This window comes from Epibacterium sp. ABV4_022, assembly GCF_056159345.1.
Genome location: NZ_JBSWVA010000001.1, coordinates 479,820 through 497,694, shown reverse-complemented (window position 1 = coordinate 497,694; position 17,875 = coordinate 479,820). Strand labels below are relative to the sequence as shown.

Below are 17,875 nucleotides of genomic sequence, written 5' to 3'. Positions count from 1 at the left end.
GGGCGTCGCGGTCCGGCCCCCGCGCTCTCCGCCACCCCCCCCCCTTGCACCCATCGAAAAAAACCTCCTGCACCGGAACACCTGTGGCCGTGCGACGTTGTCTCACCGAAGCTCACGCGCGCATGCGAGTGAAACGGAATAGGAGATAACACCATGAAAAATCTTTTGATTTCCACGTCCCTCATCCTGACCATGGGGCTGCCCGTGGCAGCCGCCGAGACCAGTGACATGTTCCGCAGCGAGGCGGGACCTGCGGAGTTCCATGCCTCCTCCTTTGTGGGCAAGCGGATCTATCAAACCGAGAACGACGCCCTCAAGGACGTCATGGATGGCGTCCAGGATGGCTGGAGCGACATCGGCGAGGTCAATGACGTGATCCTGAGCCGGGACGGCAAGGCCGAGGCGGTGCTGGTCGACATTGGCGGTTTTCTCGGCATTGGCGAAAACCAGATCGCCGTCGATATGGACGCGCTGAAATTCGTGCGCGATGGCAATTCCGAGGCGGGCGCTGATGGCTATTTCCTGGTGCTGAACGCACCGACCGAAGCGCTGGAAACCGCGCCGTCCTATAAAATGTCCGGCACCATCAACGCCCATTCTGAACTGACGGCAGAAGGCGCCATCCAGACCGAAACCGATGCGGACACCGCCTCTGATCAGGTGGTCGATCAGGTCACCGGCCTGTTCGACGACAGCGGTGACACACCGCCCGCCGTCGCCTCGGACGAGCTGACAGCGGATGAGCTGACCGGCGCCAGCGCCTTTGACGCCAATGACGAAATGATCGGCGAAGTGGCCGACATCGTCATGGACAACTCCGGTGATGTGGATGCGGTGATCGTCGACGTCGGTGGCTTTCTCGGGATCGGCGCCAAGCCGGTCGAGCTGCAGCTTGGCGATGTGAATATCGAGGAACGGGACGGTCATCTGCGCATCTACACCATGATGACGAAGCAGCAGATGGAAGAGATGCCCAGCTATCAGGGCTAACCTCTCCCGCCCGCAGAACAAAAGGCCGGCCCCCTCGGGCCGGCCTTTTTGCTGTCAGGTTGTCAGGTTTGATGTCGGGGCGGCGATGGCGTCGCGCCGCCCGCATCAACGTGCCTACATAAGCTGGAATGCCACCCCGCCGAGACCCAGCGCCAGCAGCGTGACCGTCACCAATGCGATCAGACCGTCACCGGTGAGCATGGACACCGCCAGAAGCGCCACAACCGCCCCCAGGATCGAAGAGGTGAACGGCAGAAGTTCCAGAAAGGGCATCATCAGGCCGCACAACAGGCAGATCACCTGTATCACCCGCAAGAAGGGCGGTGTCAGCAGGGATTGGAACCGTTTCTTGAACTTGCGGTCCATCCAGGCCGCGACGCGGCGCAAACCACGCGTCGCTTTCTGTGTGGCCTTGGCCGACAGCACCCTGCGCGACAGGAAGTCCGGCAGCCAGAGATGCTTGCGCCCCATCAACATCTGACCGGAAATCAGGGCAATGGTGATGCCGCAGGCGGAAGAGAACAGCGGAATGCCGCTGAGGGGTGACACCAGCGCCAGCGACGGCGCAACCAGGACCGCAGCAATCGACTTGACGCCCAACTCGTCCATGAGTTCGGCCACTTCAAGATAATCCTTGCGCCCTTCGAGCAGCGCATCCGTTTTATCCAGCACATCTTCGACGGGGTGGGAGGTCTCTGTCATGGGGTCCATTTTCTCGAATAGGTCTCGTTCCTAATCGAAACGCCGCGGGGCCTGCATTGTTCCCGCCCGGCGTGGCCAAGGACACATGGCCCCGCCCGGTCCGGAACAGGAAACAGCGAATTTTTCTCGTGAAATCAGGAACATTCGACACTCTCCCGTGTTGTAAGGTCAGATCCCCACCGGGAATGACATGAGTTCGAAAGGAGATAGAGATGACCCATCTGATCCGTACCACCGCCCTTGTCGCCACCATGGCAACCGCCGCCGGTGCCTCCACCATGGTGCAGGATATCGACGTCGATGCCGATGCCAGCGCGCTGAAGAACAGCGGTGCCGTGGCCGTCTGGAGCGAGCTGGAGACCGATCTTGAAACCGCCCTGGCGGCGCAGCTGGTCCATCAGCTTGCGGAAGAGGGTCAAACGGTTGAAGACGCCGCCGAGATCGACATCGAGATCGATACCGTGGCGTTGGCCTCGAGCCTGCAGGCGGAAATGGGCATCGCCGACTCCGTTCTCGAAGGGGACGTCTCTGTTGACCTGCCGGGGAGCCAGTACGACCAGCGCTACACCCTGACCGTGAGTGCCGAGCAGGCGAATGTCTACTACCCCGAGGGCACCGATGTGACCACGCTCAACGTGGGCAGCGAAGTCTTCTACACCGCGATGGTGGATGCCTTTGCCACCCATGTTGCCGACAAGCTGAAATAACGGAGCCCCACCATGCGTATGATCTATCTATCACTGGTGGCCGTGCTGGGCCTGACCGCCTGCGAGGCCACCGAAGGACTGGGCCGCGATGTGTCCAACCTTGGCAATGAAATCGAACAAGAGGCGCAGGAGGCGCAATAACCTCTCTGTGCACAGCCCCGGCGTCAGTCGCGCCGGGGCTTTTTTCAGGTGGGCCGCGCCCGGCTGAGCGCCAGCGGCATCAACACCGTCAGGATCATCAGCCGCATCACGTGATGCGCCGCGACAAAGGCGGGATCGAGCCCGAGCGTGACGGCAATCGCGGCCATGGCCTCCACACCGCCGGGCGCAAAGGCGACGATCAGCAGCGCGGGCGACAGGCCCATGATCTGCATGCTGACCCCGATAGCAATCAAGGTGATCACAACATTGACGCCCGTGACCCACAGCCCCGCCAGAAAATCGAGTTTCAGATCCGCGAGCTTTTGCCCGACAAAACGCGAGCCGATCAGGGTGCCCATCACCAGAAACGCCACAAAGGTCGCCTCTTCCGGCGGGCGTCCGGGAGTGAGCGCAAAGATATGTCCGGCGGCGCTGCAAAAAATACCAGCCAGCAAATAGGCGGCGGGCACGTTCAGACGATCAAACACCGCACCGACCGCAAGCGTGACCCCCACCAAAAGCGCCAGCTGCCACAGGGCCAGCGGATGCTCCGGCATCAGCTCCACACCCGTCGCCCCAAAGACCGTCGAGACCAGAACCGGCACGCACAGCGTCAGAAACAGCACGCGGATGCTTTGTACGATGGCGATCCGAGAGGTCTGCCCATTGCCGCTGAGCGACAGCGCCAGCACATAGCTCAGATGGCCGGGCGCAGCGGCCAGAACCGCGTCTCTCGCGCTGAACCGCATCCAGTGCTGAAGCCCGATGCGACTGATCCGGAGCGAGATGAACAAGCTCACCGCGAGGATTGCGATGGTCACCGGCCATGCCAGCGCCGAGGCGAGCATGTCGCGGGTGACGCTGCTGCCAATGTTGATCCCCAAAAGCACAAAGGCCGTGGTCCTGAGCCACACTGGCATCTTGATCGGCACCCCAAAGAGCGCCGCCAGCGACACCGCTGCCGCCGATCCGGTCAGGGGGGCGGAGGGAAATCCGATTGCTTCAAAAATCAAGGTGCCCAACACGGCGACGACAAGCGCGCCGATCAGGCCAATTGTATCACGTAGGGTCATACGTCCATCTGTATTTCGGCGGGGTCGGCCCCTTGTTGCGCCCCCCCTGTTGTTGCTGCTCCCACGCATGGGACAGGATGCCTACCGAGCGTGACAGGCAGAATAGCCCGCGCGCCAGCGGCGGGGCAAAGCCCAGCTCGGCATAGATCACGGCTGTTGCACCGTCGATGTTCATCGGCAGGGCCGTGCCTTTTTCAGCCGAGATTTGCGCCTCGATCGCTTGGCCGATGTGTTGGAACCGTCCTGACACCGCGCCCGCCTCTGCCGCCTCGGACACCAGCGCCATCAGGCGCGGCGCGCGTGGGTCGGTTGGTTTGTGGAACCGGTGGCCAAAGCCGGGGATGATCTTGCCATGTTCTGCGCGCCAGTCCGCCAGCGCCGCGGCCAGATCCCCTGCGTGGGCATCGACGTGGTGATACAGCTCCACCGCCTGCTGCCCGGCCCCGCCATGCACATCGCCCAGCATGTTGACCGCCGTCGCCATCGCATTGTTGAGTGGCAACCCACAGGTGACCGCCATCCGCGCCGCTGCAATCGAGGGCGCCTGTGGGCCGTGATCCACAGCCGAAACCAAGGCGGCCTCAAACAGGCGGGCCTGCGCAGGTGTCGGCCGGTCGCCCCGAACCATCAGCCAGATCATCTCGGCAAAGCTGACGTTGCCGATCAGATCCTGCACGGGGGTGCCCCGCAGGTCGATGCGGCCGGGTTCCATGTCGATGATAGACGTGCGCCACCAATCACTCACATCGCTCATATCACGCGCTCCCGTCTCAGGGTTTCGACCTCATCGGCACTCAGGCCAATGTCCTGCCAGATGCTGTCATTATCTGCCCCCAAGGCAGGGGGCGCTTGATCCGGGACCGGGCGATGGGTGCCAAACCGGACCGGCGCGCCCGCCAGCGACAGGGAGGCATCTTCGGTTTCGACCTCGGCAATCAGGCCACGATCCTTGATTTGCGGCTCATTCAGAATTTGCGGCACCGTCAGCACCGGCCCCGAGGGCACGCCAAGCGCGTTGAGTTCGGCCACCCATTCCGCAGCGGGCCGGGTCCGAAGGACGCTTTCCAGCTCTGCCCGCAGCATGTGGCGGTTGCGTTTGCGATCCTCTCGGGTGGCATAGTCCGGATGCGCCAGCAAATCGTCGCGCCCGAGATGGCGCGCCATGGATTGCCATTGCTCATCCCGGTTTGCGGCCACATTGATCGGCCCATCCGCGCAGGCAAAGGTGCCCGAGGGCGCGGATGTGGTGTTCTCATTACCATGCGCGCCCGGGGTCTGCCCCGCGATCAGGTGGTTGGACACCACCCATCCCATGGTGGAAATCACCGCCTCGGTCATGGAGATATCCAGAAACGCGCCGCGCTCCGGGTCGTTGAGCGCTGCCGAGATCGCAAAGGCTGCGGTCATGCCGCCCACGGTATCGGCCAGCGGATAACCCACGCGCAGAGGCGCGCTGTCGCCATCGCCGGTGATCGACATGACGCCGCTGATCCCCTGTACGATCTGGTCATAGGCGGGGTTGTCCTTCCACGCACCGTCCTGCCCAAAGCCGCTGATGGCGCAGTAGATGAGGTTTGGATTTTCCGCCTTAAGCACGTCATACCCGAGGCCAAGGCGCTCCATCACGCCGGGCCGGAAGTTCTCAACCAATACGTCAGATGTGCGAACAAGGCGCTTTAGCAGCGCCTTGCCTTGGTCGTGTTTCATGTCGAGGGTCACGGATTTCTTCTGTGCGTTCTGAGCCAAAAAACTCACCCCCATCAGGGATTTATTCCGCTCTGGATCGGCACCCAGTTGCCGGGCCAGATCGCCGGTGCCGGGGCGCTCGACCTTGATGACTTCTGCACCGAGCAGGGCCAGCTGATAACAGCAATACGGCCCCGCAAGCACATTGGTCAGGTCAAGAACCCGAACCCCGGAGAGCGGTTTAATCCCCATCGGCCACCCCGGCCGCACGGGCGCGGGCACGGCGTGCACGGTAGCTGGGCACGATCACCAGCAGAATGGCCAACACCAACAGCCCCAGCGTCATCGGACGATCAAGGATGAAGGAAATGCCGTCATAGATCTGCATCGAGCGCGCAAAGTTATCCTCCAGCATCCGCCCCAGAATGAAACCGATGAGCAAAGGGGCCAGCGGATAATCCGCAAACCGCAGCACCGTCGCACAGATGCCAAAGCCCACGAGGATCAACAGCTCCGTCGCGTTGTTCTGTCCGATATACGACCCCATCAGGGTGAAGAACAAAATGAACGGGATCAGATAGTTGCGCGGGATCGACAGGACCTTGGCGATATAGGGGATGAGCGGCAGGTTCAGCACCAGGAGCACGAGGTTGCCGATATACATCGAGATGATGACCGCCCAGAAGATATGCGGGCTATCCACCATCAGCCGCGGCCCCGGCGTCACGTTGAGCGCAATCAACGCCCCCAACAGGATCGCCGTGGTGCCCGACCCCGGAATACCGAGCGTCAGGAGCGGCACAAACGATCCGGTACAGGCCGCGTTATTTGCAGTCTCCGGTGCGGCCAGCCCCTTGATGGCGCCTTTGCCGAATTCTTTCTGCTCTTCCTCAGAGGCGATGTTACGCTCCACCGCGTAGCCGAGGAAGGAGGCGATCGTCGCCCCCGCGCCCGGCAACACGCCGATAAAGAAACCCTGGATGGACTGGCGACCGATCACGGGCGCGATCTTGCGCGCCTCCTGGCCGGAGATCCGCAGGCCAGTGATCTTGCCACCGTCCTCGCCCCCCTGGGCGGAGCGTTTGGGGTTCATCACCAGAAAGATCGCCTCGGGCAGGGCAAACATCGCCATCGCCAGCGTGATAAAGCTGAAGCCGGATTGCAGATCCATCAGCCCCATGGTGAACCGCGGCATGTTGAACAATGCGCCCTCGCCCACCGTGGCCATCATCAGACCCAAAAGCGTCATCATCAGCGCCTTGGCCACATTGCCGGTGCCCGCAAAGGCCGCGATCGCCGAGAGCCCCACGACCATCAGCGCGAAATACTCGGCCGAGTGAAACAGGAGTGCGACCGTCGACAGCATCGGCGCAAAGACCATCAACAGGATCGCACCGATGGTCCCCCCCATGAAGGACGAGATCGCCGCGATGGTCAGCGCCTTGCCGGCCATGCCGGCGCGCGCCATCGGATAGCCATCGAAACTGGAGGCCACGGTGCCCGCGACCCCCGGCGCGTTGAGCAGGATCGACGAGGTCGAGCCCCCGAAGATCGCACCATAGTAGACCCCGGCCAGCAGGATCAGCGCGGCAGAGGGATCCCCCAGCGTGATCGCAACCGGGATCATGATCGCAATGATGGACATGGGGCCAAGCCCCGGCAGCATCCCGATGAATGTCCCGATCAGACAGCCGCCGATCACCATCAGAATATTTGTAACGGAAAAGGCCGTAGAGAGGCCGATCATCAAACCTTCGAGCATCTGAGCCTCCGATTATCCGAGAAAGAACGGCAAGGGCCGCAAGAAGATGCCCAGCACGCCCTCGACGAGGTACCAGACGATACCCGTCGCCACGGCCGCAACCGGGATCAGAATCCACAGCTTGCGCTCGCCAAGGATCATCGCGCCGACGATGAGGAACCCGGAGGTGGACAACAGGAACCCCGCCGGACGCAGCAAGAGCGCATAGGCAACCATCAGCCCCAGCAAGAACGCGGCCTGACCGATGTTGTAGTCGCCAAGGCGGCGGTAATCGATGTCCGGGGTCTTGACCTCGCCACTGGGTTTTTCCAGCCCCAGAACGATGATCGCAGCGGTCAAGATCGACAGAACGGCCAGAACCTTGGGGAAGGTGCTCGGCCAGATCGGGTTTCGCTGCATGAACGGCGGCAGTAGCTGATCCATGGTGAAAAAGGCCGCATAGCCATAGGCCAGAGCGATGCCGAGAATGATCAGCGCGATCCAACGGTCGAGCGCCATGATCTCCTCCTGTTGCTGTTTGGGGATACGGGAAAGGGTCCGGCACCCGCGATTGGTGCCGGACCTGACGTCACTGCTCGAAAATTAGAGGAAGCCCAGCTGCTTCATCAGGTCGCCGATGACCTTTTCCTGACCTTCGAGGAAGGCTTTGAACTCGTCACCGGAGTTGTGGATGTTGACCCAGCCGTTGCGGGCGCGCACGTCTTCCCACTCGGGGGTGTCATACATCTTGGCCAGCACGTCCTGATAGGCGGCAACCTTGTCTTCCGACAGGCCCGGCGCGCCAAAGAACCCGCGCCAGTTCACGAAGGTGGTCTCCAGCCCCTGCTCTTTCATGGTGGCGGCACTGTCATAGGCCGGGACGCGCTCGTCCGCGGTCACGCCGAGGATCTTGACTTCGCCCGCTTCGGCCAGTGCGATCGCCTCGGAGAACCCCGTGGAAAGCGCCTTGATCTCGCCCGACAGCAGGGCTGCCATCGCCTTGCCGCCTGCGTCATAGGGGATGTATTTCAGCGCGGTCGGATCTTCGCCCGCGGACTGCATCACCATGGCCGCAACGAGGTGGTCCATGCCACCGGGAACCGAGCCGCCGCCCACGGCGGTGCCGCGCGGATCTTCGCGATAGGCCGCGAGGAATTCTTCCATATTGCCGATCGGGCTGTCCTTGGCCACAACCAGGGCCGCGTAGTCCCCGATGGTGCCGGCAACCAGCGTCAGGTCACGGAAGTTGTGCGGGAACACGCCGGTCAGCGAGCGGATCACGATGGGGGTGGAGTTCACCATCAGCGTGTCATCCAGGCTTTCGGCGTTCTCGATCAGATACCCGATGGCCTTGCCACCGCCACCGCCGGACATGTTTTCATAGGATGCGGTGCCAACGAGGCCCGACTTGGTCAGCGCCTCACCGGTGCCGCGCGCGGTTCCGTCCCAGCCACCACCGGCGCCGCCGGGGATCAGGAAGTGAACCTTGTCGAGAACCTGCTCGGCCATAGCCGGGGAGCCGAAGGTCAGGGCGGCCGCAGCAGCAGCCATCAGGGTCCGACGACCCAGCGCAAAAGATGTCATAATGTTCCTCCCATTTGACAAACGCGCAATTGCACGCTCATGAATCGGGATATCCCGGTTCAAGCTGACACAAACCTGACACGAGGCAAAAGTTTCCCCGCCATGCGCTATTTACTCGTTGAAGATAACGACCAGCTTGCCAACGCGGTGGTGGGACGTCTGACCCTGGACGGGCATGTGGTGGATCGCGCCGGCGATCTTGGCACGGCGGAGGATTTCATCGCGACCACCGAATACGACCTGATCCTGCTGGACATCATGCTGCCCGACGGCGACGGGCGGCACTTTCTGCAATCTCATCGCGCCGCGCGCCGCGACACGCCCGTGATTGTCCTCACGGCGCGATCCGAAGTGTCTGATCGGGTCGGGGTGCTGGATCTTGGCGCCGACGACTATATCGTCAAACCCTTTGATTTCTCCGAGCTGGAAGCGCGCTGCCGGGCGGTGCTGCGGCGTCAGAGCGGCGGGGCCAGCAATGTGCACCGGCTCGGCGACATCAGCTTTGATCCGCTGGCCTGCACGCTGACCGTCGGCAACCGCGAGATCCACCTGCGCAACCGGGAATTGCGCCTGCTGGAGATCTTCATCTGCGCCCCCGATCAGGTATTTTCCAAATCAAAGCTTGTGGACCGGCTGTTTTCCTATGACGTCGATGCCTCGGAGAATGCGATCGAGGTCTATGTCGGACGCCTGCGCAAACATCTGGAAGGCGCGCAGGCACAGATCGTCACCGTGCGCGGTCTCGGCTACCGGCTGAGCCTGACATGAGCACGCCGATCCAGCTGCGCGGCTCCATCCGGCGACGCCTGATCATTCAGCTGCTGACCGGAGCGGCGCTTCTGGCGACTTTGGTGTTCTTCGTGGTGCGGAACTACACCCGTGATCTGGCGGGCCAAAGCCAGGATGAAATCCTCTCGGCCTCGGTCACCGCCATCCTCGACTCCGCCTCCGTGCGCAATGGCGAGCTGACGGTGGATATTCCCTATTTCGCCTTTTCCATGCTCGGCAATATCAGCGATGATCGGGTGTTTTATGCCATCACCCGCAACGGGGAGTTCCTCACCGGCTACCCGGATCTGCCAAAACCGGTGGCGGCCATCGATCTGGCCCCGCGGTTCCAGACCGCGCGCTACGATGGCGAGGAAATTCGCATGGCCACCGCCACCCGGCGTCTGTCGGTCAGCGGCACGCCCGATTTTGTCGAGGTGACCGTCGCGCAGACCCGCTATGGCTTGCGTCAGCAATTGGCGGGGATTTCACGGACCGTGGCCGGGTTTGGCATCGGATTCTTTGTGATCGCGGCGATCTTTGGCATTCTCGCGGCCCAATCCGCGATCCAGCCGCTGCGGCAATTGGCAGGCTCGGTATCGCGGCGCGGCCTTTCGGATCTGCGGCCCGTCTCGGCCCCGGTGCCGGCGGAGATGGAATCCCTCGTGGGCGCGCTCAATGGGTTTATGAGCCGTCTCAAGACCTCGCTGTCGCGGTCGGAGGATCTGATCGCCGAGGCCGCGCACCGGGTCCGCACACCGCTCACCACCGTGCGCACGCAGGCGGAAATCACCCTGCGCCGGGTCGACAAGCCCGAGAACCGTCAGGCCGTGCGCGAGATGATCCGCGCCATCGACGAAAGCAGCCGCGCAGCCGGACAATTGCTGGATCACGCCATGGTCTCCTTTCGCTCCGATCATCTGGAGATGGAAGATGTGGAGCTGACCCGCCTGGCCCGGGATGCGGTGTCGCGCCTGCGCCCGCTGGCGGAACTGCGCGATATCGACCTTGAGATCACCCTGCCCGACACCGCAATGGTGGTGAAGGGGGATCCGATCCTGATGCAGAGCGCGCTGCTCAATCTGCTCGACAATGCGATCAAGTATTCGCCCGCCGACAGCATCGTCCATGTCAGCGCCCGCCGCAGGGGCACCACCGCCGAGATCACCGTGCGGGACGAGGGCGCAGGTTTCCCAAAGGCCGACATGGGCCGCCTCACGCGCAGGTTTGTGCGCGGCGGCAATACGGAGGCCGTGGTCGGGTCCGGGCTTGGTCTGACCATCGCACATGAAGTTGCCCGCGCCCATGGCGGGCGGCTCTTTCTCACCAATCACAGCGATACAGGTGGTGCATGCGCAAGCTTGTCGTTTCCCTTGGCCTGATCCTCGGCCTCTTTGCGGCGCCGCTGCCTGCGTTCGAGGTCGAAAACCACATCAGCGTCGGCCCCCCTGACGCGCGCCGGGTCCTGCGCGTCCTGTCCACCGGCGATGCGGAATTCTTCGAGCCGACATTGCGGGATTTCCTGCGCAACCTGCCGGATGTGCGGGTTGAGTACACGGTGGCCAGTTCCGGTGAACTGATGCAGGCACTCGACAGTGACACGGTCGACATGGATCTGGCGATCTCGATCGCAACCGATCTGCAAACCAAGCTGGTGAACGACGGCAAGGCGCAGCCCTACAGCTCTCTGGCGACGCAGCGGCTGCCGGCCTGGGCCCGCTGGCGCGAACACCTGTTTGCATTTACCCAGGAACCCGCGGCGGTGGTGCTGTCGCGCAAGGCGCTGGATGGCTTGCCTTTGCCGGACAACCGGCAGGATCTGATTGCCTTGATCCGCGACCATCCCGACCGGTTCCAGGGCAAGGTCGGCACCTATGACATCCGCACCTCGGGGCTTGGGTATCTCTATGCCACGCAGGATGCGCGGACCTCGGACACCTACTGGAGGCTGAGCGAGGTGATGGGATCGGTCGGCGTGAGGCTTTATTGCTGTTCGAGCCAGATGATCGACGATGTGGCCTCCGGCGAGTTGACCATGGCCTACAACGTGCTGGGCAGCTATGCGCGCGAGAAAAGCAACACGGATGACGTGCTTGTTCTGCTGCCGCAGGATTACACCGTGGTGGCCCTGCGTACCGCCTTCATTCCGCGCGACAGCAAGGCGCCCGAACTGGCGGGCCTGATGATCGACCACCTGATTTCGCAGGGGTGGCAGGCGGCCCCCGGGGCGTTTTCCGTGCTGGAGGAAGACGCCTGGAGCGACGACACCCAGGCCCTGCGTCGTATCCGCATGGGGCCCGGGCTGCTGGTCTATCTGGACGCCTTCAAGAAGGCCGCGTTCCTGCGCGAATGGAGCAGCGCCGTCTTGCAGTAGGCCGCACCTCAGCCCGCCTGACCACCGGGAATGCGGCGCGCACCCGTGGTCAGTTCACCCACCGACCGCGCCAGACTGTGACGGTCGAGGCCAAAATGGCGGTAGAGATCGCCGATGGTGCCGGTCTGGCCGAAGTGTTCGACGCCATGCGACACCACCCGGTGCCCCGCGACTGACCCCAGCCACGACAGCGTCGCCGGATGGCCATCAATCGCGGTAATCAGGGTGCAATGGGCCGGCAGTTCGCCCAAGAGACGCTCCACATGCGACAGGGCCTGCGGGTTGCCGCGCGCCCGTTCCCGCTGCGCCGCCGTCCAGCCCGCATTGAGACGATCCGCCGAGGTCACTGCCAGCACCGCAACATCGCGCCGATGCTCTCCAACCAGACCGGCCGCCGAAATCGCCTCATCCGCGACCGCGCCCTGATAGGCGATCACCACCGAACAATTCGGCCCCGGCTTGCGCAACCAATAGGCCCCATCAATCGCGCCCTGACGGAAGGCATCATCGACCCGCTGCCCCGGCTGTTCGAGCGGTTTGGTGGTCAGCCGCAGATAGACCGATCCGCCGGTTTCATCGCGCAGCCAGGTCCGCTCGTCCGGGTCGCCGTCGCCATCGCGCTGCATATAGTCAAAGGCCCATTCCATGATCACCGCAAGCTCATCGGCAAAGGCGGGCTCAAAGCTCGCCAGCCCGTCCTGCGCCATGCCCGTGAGGGGCGTGCCCACAGATTGATGCGCGCCGCCTTCTGGCGCCAACGTCACCCCCGAGGGCGTGCCAACGATCATGAACCGCGCATCCTGATAGCAGGCGTAGTTGAGCGCATCCAAGCCCCGGTGGACAAAGGGATCATAGACCGTCCCGATCGGGATCACCCGCTTGCCCCAGAGGCTATGCGACAGGCCCGCCGCGCCCAGCAGCAGGAACAGGTTCATCTCGGCGATGCCAAGTTCGACATGCTGGCCGTGCGGATCAAAGTTCCACTTGGCCGTCGAAGGAATGCGATGCTCGATAAACGCATCCTTCTGTGCCTTGCGGGCAAAGAGCTTGCGCCGATTGACCCATGGCCCAAGCCCCGTGGTGCCGGTCACATCGGGCGAGGTGGTCATGATCCGCGCCGCAAGATCGCTGTCGCCCCGCGCCAGATCGTCGAGGATCTTGCCAAAGGCCATCTGCGTTGAAATCTCGCGGCTTGTGTCCACCGCCACCGCTGGCACGGAAAGCCGCGCGTCCGAGTGGCGCCGCGCCCCCTTGGCAAAAAACGGCACCTGATCGAGGTAGGCCTGAAAGCCCGCCGTGTCGGAAACGGTGGCCAGCGGCTCCCACTCCTGCCCCTCGGCCACGCCCATGTGGGTCTGCCACTCTGCCATTTGCGCCTTGGTCATGAGGCCGCCGTGGTTGTCCTTGTGGCCCGCAATCGGCGTGCCCCAACCCTTGATCGTATACGCAAGGAAACAGGTCGGGCGGTCGTGGTCGATGGCGGCAAATGTATCGGCCATCGTTTCCACGCAGTTGCCGCCGAGGTTCTCCATCAGCGCCGCCAGTTCCGCGTCGCTGCGCTTGTCGATAAGCGCCGAGACCTCGCCCTGATCGCCCAGATCCTCCATCAGGCGTTTGCGCCAATTGGCCCCGCCCATATAGGTCAGCGCGGAGTATTCCACGTTCGGGCAAGCATCGATCCAGTCGCGCAGGGCCGCGCCGCCGGGTTCTTCAAAGGCGGCCCGTTGCAGCGCGCCGTATTTCACCCGCACCACGTCCCAGCCGAACGCTTCAAAGATCTTCTCGACCCGGCCAAACAGCCCCTCGCGCACGATGCCATCGAGGCTCTGGCGGTTGTAATCGATGATCCACCAGGTGTTGCGCAGGTCGTTCTTCCAGCCTTCCTGCAACACCTCGTAGATATTGCCCTCATCGAGCTCGGCATCGCCCACGAGCGCCACCATGCGACCCAGAGACACATCCGCCCCCCAGTCCTTGGCCGTGATGAAATCCTGCACCATGGACGCAAGCGCGGTGATGCCAACCCCAAGGCCCACAGAGCCGGTGGAGAAGTCCACATCGTCAATGTCCTTGGTGCGGCTCGGGTAGCTCTGCACGCCACTAAAGCCCCGGAAATTCTCCATCTTCTCGCGGGTCTGGTGACCCATCAGATATTGCATCGCGTGGAAGATGGGCGAGGCATGCGGTTTGACCGCCACCCGATCCTCGGGGCGAAGCGCCGAGAAATAGAGCGCGGTCATGATCGACACCATCGACGCCGAGGACGCCTGATGGCCGCCGATCTTGATGCCGTCTTCCTTGGCGCGCAGGTGGTTGGCGTTGTGGATCATCCAGTGGGACAGCCACAACAGCCGCTGCTCCACCGTTTTCAGGTGCTGGATCTGGTCGGACATCTCGCCCCCTTACTCTGCCGCCTGCCGCATCTCGGGCGACAGCGCCTGATGCAGATCATCCAGAATGTCAGAGACTTCTTCCAGCCCCACCGACAAGCGTACAAGCCCGTCGCTGATGCCATGTTCGGCGCGTTCTTCGGGCGTGTAGGTGGAATGGGTCATCGAGGCCGGGTGCTGGATCAGCGTCTCCGCATCACCCAGCGACACCGCGCGCTGGATCATTTGCAGGCGGTTCATCAGGCTGATGCCAGCCTCCATGCCGCCTTCGAGTTCAAAGGCGATCATGCCACCGGGCTGCGCCATCTGCGCCTTGGCAATCGCATGCTGTTCAAAGCTTTGCAGACCGGGGAAATAGACCTTGGCGACGCCGGGCTGGGCCTCAAGCCACTCCGCGACGGTCTGCGCCGAGGCACAGTGACGGTCCATCCTGAGCGCCAGCGTCTTCAGCCCGCGCATGATCAGCATCGCGTTGAACGGCGCCATCACCGCGCCGGTCATGTCCTTCATGCCGACAAGGCGGATTTCGGTCAAAAGCTCGGCGCTGCCCGCAACCAGCCCCGCGACCACATCGCCGTGACCACCAAGGTATTTGGTCGCCGAATGCAGCACCAGATCCGCGCCGAGCTCGATCGGGCGGGTCAGGTAAGGTGTCGCGTAGGTGTTATCCACCACCACCCGCGCGCCGACGGAATGGGCAATCTCAGAGGCGAGCTTAATGTCCACCAGCCGCATATTGGGGTTGGCGGGGGTCTCGAAATAGACCACGCGGGTCTTGTCACTGATGGCGGCACGCAGGGCATCCGCATCGGTCATGTCCACATGGGTGATGGTCACGCCCCATTTCGACAACCCGTGACGCATATAGGCAAAGGTGCAGCCATAAAGTGTCTTGTCGACGATGACCTCGTCACCGGGGCTGAGGAGCGTCCACAGGATCGCCGTCACCGCGCCCATGCCGCTTGCCAGCGCCAGACCGGCCTCGGCCCCTTCGAGCGTGGCAATGCGCTGTTCCAGCAGGGCGCAGGTCGGGTTTGAGATCCGGCTGTAGATATGGCCCTCGCGCTCGCCCGCGAACATTTCGCCCCCCGCTTCGGCGTTCTCGAACACAAAGGTCGAGGTCAGATGCACCGGCGGCGTCAGCGCGCCCTCGTTCTGCATCGGGTCATAGGCGTGGTGGATGGCACGGGTGGCAAAGCCTTTGGCATCGGACATGTGGGGTCTCCTTCCTCATTTGTCCGCCATGATGCGCCCCCGCGTGAGGCGTTAGATTGCAAAAGATACCAACATCACAGATCATGTTGGCAGATTCTGCCAATGGATTGCGTAATGGACACAAAAGATCGCCAGATTATCCGCGTGCTTCAGGCCAACGGCCGGATGACCAATCAGGACCTTGCGGACGCGGTGAACCTCTCGCCCTCGCCCTGCCTGCGCCGGGTCAAGAACCTTGAGGCCGCCGGTGTGATCCGGGGCTACAGCGCCGATGTGGACGCGCGGGCCTACGGGCTGCCGATCACGGTGTTTGTGCGCATCAAACTGGAGCGCCACAATGAGGAGGACGTGAAGAATTTCGAGCGCCGCGTCCATATGATCGACGAGGTGCTGGAGTGTCACATTCTGACCGGGGCCACGGATTACCAGCTGCGAGTAGTGGTGGCCGATCTGGACGCCTACGAGGATTTCATCCGCAATCGCATTCACCCGATCGGGGGCATTGCCTCGATTGACACCAGCTTTGTTTACAGCACGGTCAAGAACACCTCGGTCTTTCCAAGGCTGGGATAGAAGCGGCCCCGGAGTGTCCCCGAGGCCGCTGATCTGTTTGGTGGCTCAGAGCAGCGGCATCAGGTCCGCGAGCGCTGTGAACCTGTCGTAATCCTTGTTTTCCGCCGTGCTCCACCCGGCCTCGGCAATGGCGCTGAGGCGGGGGAAGATCATGTGGTTGCGGCGCGCCATCGTGGTCAGATGCTCGCTCCAGACGCAGGCCTGAACACCCTTCAAACGCCCAATTAGAGCCGCATCTCCATTGTCGGCCTCAAACGCATAGGTCTTGTCGAGCGGGGTGAACCCGGCCCAGCTGGCCCCCGGCGCATACCACGCATCCGACAGCGCCATATCGAGGTAATAGGCCTGCCCCGGTGTGCTGACCACGTCATAGCCCTCTTGCGCCAGCTCAGCGGTTTTCTCGATGGTGGTCCATGCAAACAGCAGGCTATGCGCGGGGTCCAGACCGCCGCCATGGGCAACCTCCTCCCAGCCGCCAAGCTTGCGACCAAGGCCGATCAGAAAGTTCTGAATGTGGCGCAGGAAATAGGCCTGCAGTTCCGGCGTGTCCTTCAGGTCGGTTTCGCGCATCATCGCCTTTGCCTTGGGCGATTGCATCCATGCGCCCTCGGCCACTTCGTCACCGCCCACATGCACGACCTCAAACGGGAAGATTTCGCAGACCTCGGCCAGCACGGTCTCGGCAAAGGTATAAGACCCCTCAATGGCCGGATTCAGCGCGTTGTTGCCAAAGCCCTGCACCGACCAGTAGCTTTCGGGTTCTTCTTGGTCGACGAGGTCGGGCAAGGCCCCCAGCACACAGGCGCAATGCCCCGGAACATCAATCTCCGGCATGACCTCAACGCCCAACCGCGCGGCATGTTTCACCACCTGTCGCGCCTCGTCTTGCGTATAATAGCCGCCCTGCCCGGTCATATCGGCGCCAAGCTGCGGCAACACTGGCAGCTCCATCCCGGTATGCGCAGCGGTCTCGGTGAGTTGCGGATAGGCCTTGATCTCCAACCGCCAGCCTTCGTCATCGGTCAGGTGCCAGTGGAAGCGGTTCATTTTGTGCCACGCCAGAATGTCCACATAGCGCAGCACCTGATCGAGCGGGTAGAACTGGCGCGAGACATCCAGATGCGCGCCGCGCCAGCCGTGGCGGGGGGCATCCGCGATCTGCCCACTGCGGGGAACGCCGTGGCGCGCAGGCTCCGCATGGGCATTGGTCAGCACCTGCGCCAGCGTAATCAGGCCGTAAAACAGCCCCTGTCCCGCGCCATGGCAGAGCGTGGCTTTACCCTCCGCCCAGGTGATCCGATAGGCGTCCTCGCCCAGCGTCTGATCCGCCTCAACGGTCAGTTGCGGCACGTCATCCTTGGCGATCAGCACAAAGGGGGTCGGTGCCAGTGGATGCAGGCGGCGGGTCAGGTCTGCCACCTGTGACACGCTCTGCATGACCGCGACGTCATCGGTCCGAAGTGCCAGATGGACGGGGGCCGTGGCGCACCACTCCGTAATGGCGGTTTGCCGAGGTTCGGGCAAAACCCCGCATGTTAGAGCCGCATTCTGCGATGCATTTGTATCTGCAACCGCCGCTGAAGCCTGCAAATCCCCCGCAAAGGCCGGGACAAGGGTTCCGTCCTCCAGCAAGACTCCGGCAGATTTTGGCCCCTCATTGGAATGCAGCGCCGGACGGGTGAGGTTGAACTCGGTGAACCGCCACGTCTCGCCCGGTTGCAGCACAAAGCCCGCGTCAGAGGCGTACTCGTGAAAATTCGCCTGCCGCCGTATCAGCCGCGCCCCCGTGCAACGCGAGGGACGCAGGCAGCGCGTCAGGGTGGCGTAGACAAGGCGCGGATTTGCAACCGGCGTGTCGCCGCAATTGGTCAGCGCGAACTCCATCGCGCCCTCTTCGGCGTGCCAAAGGCTGTCGAGGTGGAAATGCATTT

17 protein-coding genes are annotated in these 17,875 nt (G+C 62.9%); 7 read left to right on the top strand and 10 right to left on the bottom strand.

Annotation, left to right across the window (positions count from 1 at the left end):
- Positions 1-153: 153 nt before the first annotated feature.
- Positions 154-990 carry a PRC-barrel domain-containing protein gene (locus ACXAF5_RS02345; RefSeq protein ID WP_474945398.1) on the top strand — a complete coding sequence of 279 codons (837 nt, stop codon included), beginning with the start codon at positions 154-156 and terminating at the stop codon, positions 988-990.
- A 114-nt stretch (positions 991-1,104) separates the two neighbouring features.
- Here ACXAF5_RS02345 and ACXAF5_RS02340 read toward each other — a convergent pair whose 3' ends face one another.
- On the bottom strand, positions 1,105-1,692 hold the full coding sequence (locus ACXAF5_RS02340) for an exopolysaccharide biosynthesis protein (RefSeq protein WP_474945397.1): 588 nt from the start codon (positions 1,690-1,692) through the stop codon (positions 1,105-1,107).
- A gap of 212 nt (positions 1,693-1,904) precedes the next feature.
- Between ACXAF5_RS02340 and ACXAF5_RS02335 the strand changes: the two genes are divergently transcribed.
- Together ACXAF5_RS02335 and ACXAF5_RS02330 are read left to right on the top strand one after the other, a co-directional pair.
- Complete coding sequence (locus tag ACXAF5_RS02335; RefSeq protein ID WP_474945396.1) at positions 1,905-2,399, top strand: hypothetical protein; 495 nt, start codon at positions 1,905-1,907, stop codon at positions 2,397-2,399.
- A gap of 12 nt (positions 2,400-2,411) precedes the next feature.
- Positions 2,412-2,540, top strand: coding sequence for an entericidin (locus ACXAF5_RS02330; protein WP_239318468.1), 129 nt, complete (start codon positions 2,412-2,414; stop codon positions 2,538-2,540).
- A gap of 44 nt (positions 2,541-2,584) precedes the next feature.
- Here the strand turns inward: ACXAF5_RS02330 and ACXAF5_RS02325 are convergent, their stop codons facing one another.
- From ACXAF5_RS02325 to ACXAF5_RS02300, 6 genes are all read right to left on the bottom strand, one after another.
- Positions 2,585-3,613, bottom strand: a complete 1,029-nt coding sequence (locus ACXAF5_RS02325) for an AbrB family transcriptional regulator (RefSeq protein WP_474945395.1) — start codon at positions 3,611-3,613, stop codon at positions 2,585-2,587.
- Positions 3,600-4,367 carry a citryl-CoA lyase gene (locus ACXAF5_RS02320; RefSeq protein WP_216012370.1) on the bottom strand — a complete coding sequence of 256 codons (768 nt, stop codon included), beginning with the start codon at positions 4,365-4,367 and terminating at the stop codon, positions 3,600-3,602. Before ACXAF5_RS02320 ends, ACXAF5_RS02325 begins: the two co-directional genes overlap by 14 nt.
- Entirely contained in the window at positions 4,364-5,551 is a 1,188-nt protein-coding gene (locus tag ACXAF5_RS02315) for a CaiB/BaiF CoA transferase family protein (RefSeq protein WP_474945394.1), read from the bottom strand. The genes ACXAF5_RS02320 and ACXAF5_RS02315 overlap by 4 nt, the downstream gene beginning before the upstream one ends.
- On the bottom strand, positions 5,541-7,061 hold the full coding sequence (locus ACXAF5_RS02310) for a tripartite tricarboxylate transporter permease (RefSeq protein WP_239318465.1): 1,521 nt from the start codon (positions 7,059-7,061) through the stop codon (positions 5,541-5,543). The genes ACXAF5_RS02315 and ACXAF5_RS02310 overlap by 11 nt, the downstream gene beginning before the upstream one ends.
- A gap of 12 nt (positions 7,062-7,073) precedes the next feature.
- Positions 7,074-7,559 (bottom strand): tripartite tricarboxylate transporter TctB family protein, encoded by a 486-nt coding sequence (locus ACXAF5_RS02305; protein ID WP_474945393.1) that lies wholly within the window; start codon positions 7,557-7,559, stop codon positions 7,074-7,076.
- Between the two features lie 84 nt (positions 7,560-7,643).
- Positions 7,644-8,624, bottom strand: a complete 981-nt coding sequence (locus ACXAF5_RS02300) for a tripartite tricarboxylate transporter substrate binding protein (protein ID WP_239318461.1) — start codon at positions 8,622-8,624, stop codon at positions 7,644-7,646.
- 102 nt (positions 8,625-8,726) lie between these two features.
- Between ACXAF5_RS02300 and ACXAF5_RS02295 the strand changes: the two genes are divergently transcribed.
- From ACXAF5_RS02295 to ACXAF5_RS02285, 3 genes are read left to right on the top strand one after another with little or no spacing between them, the layout of a single operon-like run.
- Positions 8,727-9,392: a response regulator transcription factor gene (locus ACXAF5_RS02295; protein WP_239318459.1), complete on the top strand. Its 666-nt coding sequence runs from the start codon at positions 8,727-8,729 to the stop codon at positions 9,390-9,392.
- Positions 9,389-10,774 carry a sensor histidine kinase gene (locus tag ACXAF5_RS02290; RefSeq protein ID WP_474945392.1) on the top strand — a complete coding sequence of 462 codons (1,386 nt, stop codon included), beginning with the start codon at positions 9,389-9,391 and terminating at the stop codon, positions 10,772-10,774. Before ACXAF5_RS02295 ends, ACXAF5_RS02290 begins: the two co-directional genes overlap by 4 nt.
- Entirely contained in the window at positions 10,744-11,766 is a 1,023-nt protein-coding gene (locus tag ACXAF5_RS02285; RefSeq protein WP_474945391.1) for an ABC transporter substrate-binding protein, read from the top strand. Before ACXAF5_RS02290 ends, ACXAF5_RS02285 begins: the two co-directional genes overlap by 31 nt.
- 8 nt (positions 11,767-11,774) lie before the next feature.
- On the opposite strand, the gene ACXAF5_RS02280 is transcribed toward ACXAF5_RS02285, so the two are convergent.
- Positions 11,775-14,159 (bottom strand): transketolase, encoded by a 2,385-nt coding sequence (locus tag ACXAF5_RS02280; RefSeq protein ID WP_474945390.1) that lies wholly within the window; start codon positions 14,157-14,159, stop codon positions 11,775-11,777.
- Between the two features lie 9 nt (positions 14,160-14,168).
- Positions 14,169-15,371 (bottom strand): methionine gamma-lyase, encoded by a 1,203-nt coding sequence (locus ACXAF5_RS02275; RefSeq protein WP_474945389.1) that lies wholly within the window; start codon positions 15,369-15,371, stop codon positions 14,169-14,171.
- A gap of 114 nt (positions 15,372-15,485) precedes the next feature.
- Between ACXAF5_RS02275 and ACXAF5_RS02270 the strand changes: the two genes are divergently transcribed.
- The gene (locus ACXAF5_RS02270) at positions 15,486-15,944 is read left to right on the top strand and encodes an Lrp/AsnC family transcriptional regulator (RefSeq protein ID WP_065325377.1); all 459 of its coding nucleotides are present in this window, start codon (positions 15,486-15,488) and stop codon (positions 15,942-15,944) included.
- Positions 15,945-15,989: 45 nt separating this feature from the next.
- Here the strand turns inward: ACXAF5_RS02270 and ACXAF5_RS02265 are convergent, their stop codons facing one another.
- Positions 15,990-17,873 carry a beta-N-acetylhexosaminidase gene (locus ACXAF5_RS02265; protein WP_474945388.1) on the bottom strand — a complete coding sequence of 628 codons (1,884 nt, stop codon included), beginning with the start codon at positions 17,871-17,873 and terminating at the stop codon, positions 15,990-15,992.
- Positions 17,874-17,875 lie beyond the last annotated feature (2 nt).

Bases quoted from the DNA above. Each gene is read 5' to 3' on its own strand.
- ACXAF5_RS02295 (WP_239318459.1), top strand. From the start codon at position 8,727: ATGCGCTATTTACTCGTTGAAGATAACGACCAGCTTGCCAACGCGGTG.
- ACXAF5_RS02335 (WP_474945396.1), top strand. From the start codon at position 1,905: ATGACCCATCTGATCCGTACCACCGCCCTTGTCGCCACCATGGCAACC.
- ACXAF5_RS02345 (WP_474945398.1), top strand. From the start codon at position 154: ATGAAAAATCTTTTGATTTCCACGTCCCTCATCCTGACCATGGGGCTG.
- ACXAF5_RS02285 (WP_474945391.1), top strand. From the start codon at position 10,744: ATGCGCAAGCTTGTCGTTTCCCTTGGCCTGATCCTCGGCCTCTTTGCG.
- ACXAF5_RS02300 (WP_239318461.1), bottom strand. From the start codon at position 8,624: ATGACATCTTTTGCGCTGGGTCGTCGGACCCTGATGGCTGCTGCTGCG.
- ACXAF5_RS02270 (WP_065325377.1), top strand. From the start codon at position 15,486: ATGGACACAAAAGATCGCCAGATTATCCGCGTGCTTCAGGCCAACGGC.
- ACXAF5_RS02305 (WP_474945393.1), bottom strand. From the start codon at position 7,559: ATGGCGCTCGACCGTTGGATCGCGCTGATCATTCTCGGCATCGCTCTG.
- ACXAF5_RS02330 (WP_239318468.1), top strand. From the start codon at position 2,412: ATGCGTATGATCTATCTATCACTGGTGGCCGTGCTGGGCCTGACCGCC.
- ACXAF5_RS02290 (WP_474945392.1), top strand. From the start codon at position 9,389: ATGAGCACGCCGATCCAGCTGCGCGGCTCCATCCGGCGACGCCTGATC.
- ACXAF5_RS02275 (WP_474945389.1), bottom strand. From the start codon at position 15,371: ATGTCCGATGCCAAAGGCTTTGCCACCCGTGCCATCCACCACGCCTAT.
- ACXAF5_RS02340 (WP_474945397.1), bottom strand. From the start codon at position 1,692: ATGACAGAGACCTCCCACCCCGTCGAAGATGTGCTGGATAAAACGGAT.
- ACXAF5_RS02280 (WP_474945390.1), bottom strand. From the start codon at position 14,159: ATGTCCGACCAGATCCAGCACCTGAAAACGGTGGAGCAGCGGCTGTTG.
- ACXAF5_RS02325 (WP_474945395.1), bottom strand. From the start codon at position 3,613: ATGACCCTACGTGATACAATTGGCCTGATCGGCGCGCTTGTCGTCGCC.
- ACXAF5_RS02265 (WP_474945388.1), bottom strand. From the start codon at position 17,873: ATGCATTTCCACCTCGACAGCCTTTGGCACGCCGAAGAGGGCGCGATG.
- ACXAF5_RS02320 (WP_216012370.1), bottom strand. From the start codon at position 4,367: ATGAGCGATGTGAGTGATTGGTGGCGCACGTCTATCATCGACATGGAA.
- ACXAF5_RS02315 (WP_474945394.1), bottom strand. From the start codon at position 5,551: ATGGGGATTAAACCGCTCTCCGGGGTTCGGGTTCTTGACCTGACCAAT.
- ACXAF5_RS02310 (WP_239318465.1), bottom strand. From the start codon at position 7,061: ATGCTCGAAGGTTTGATGATCGGCCTCTCTACGGCCTTTTCCGTTACA.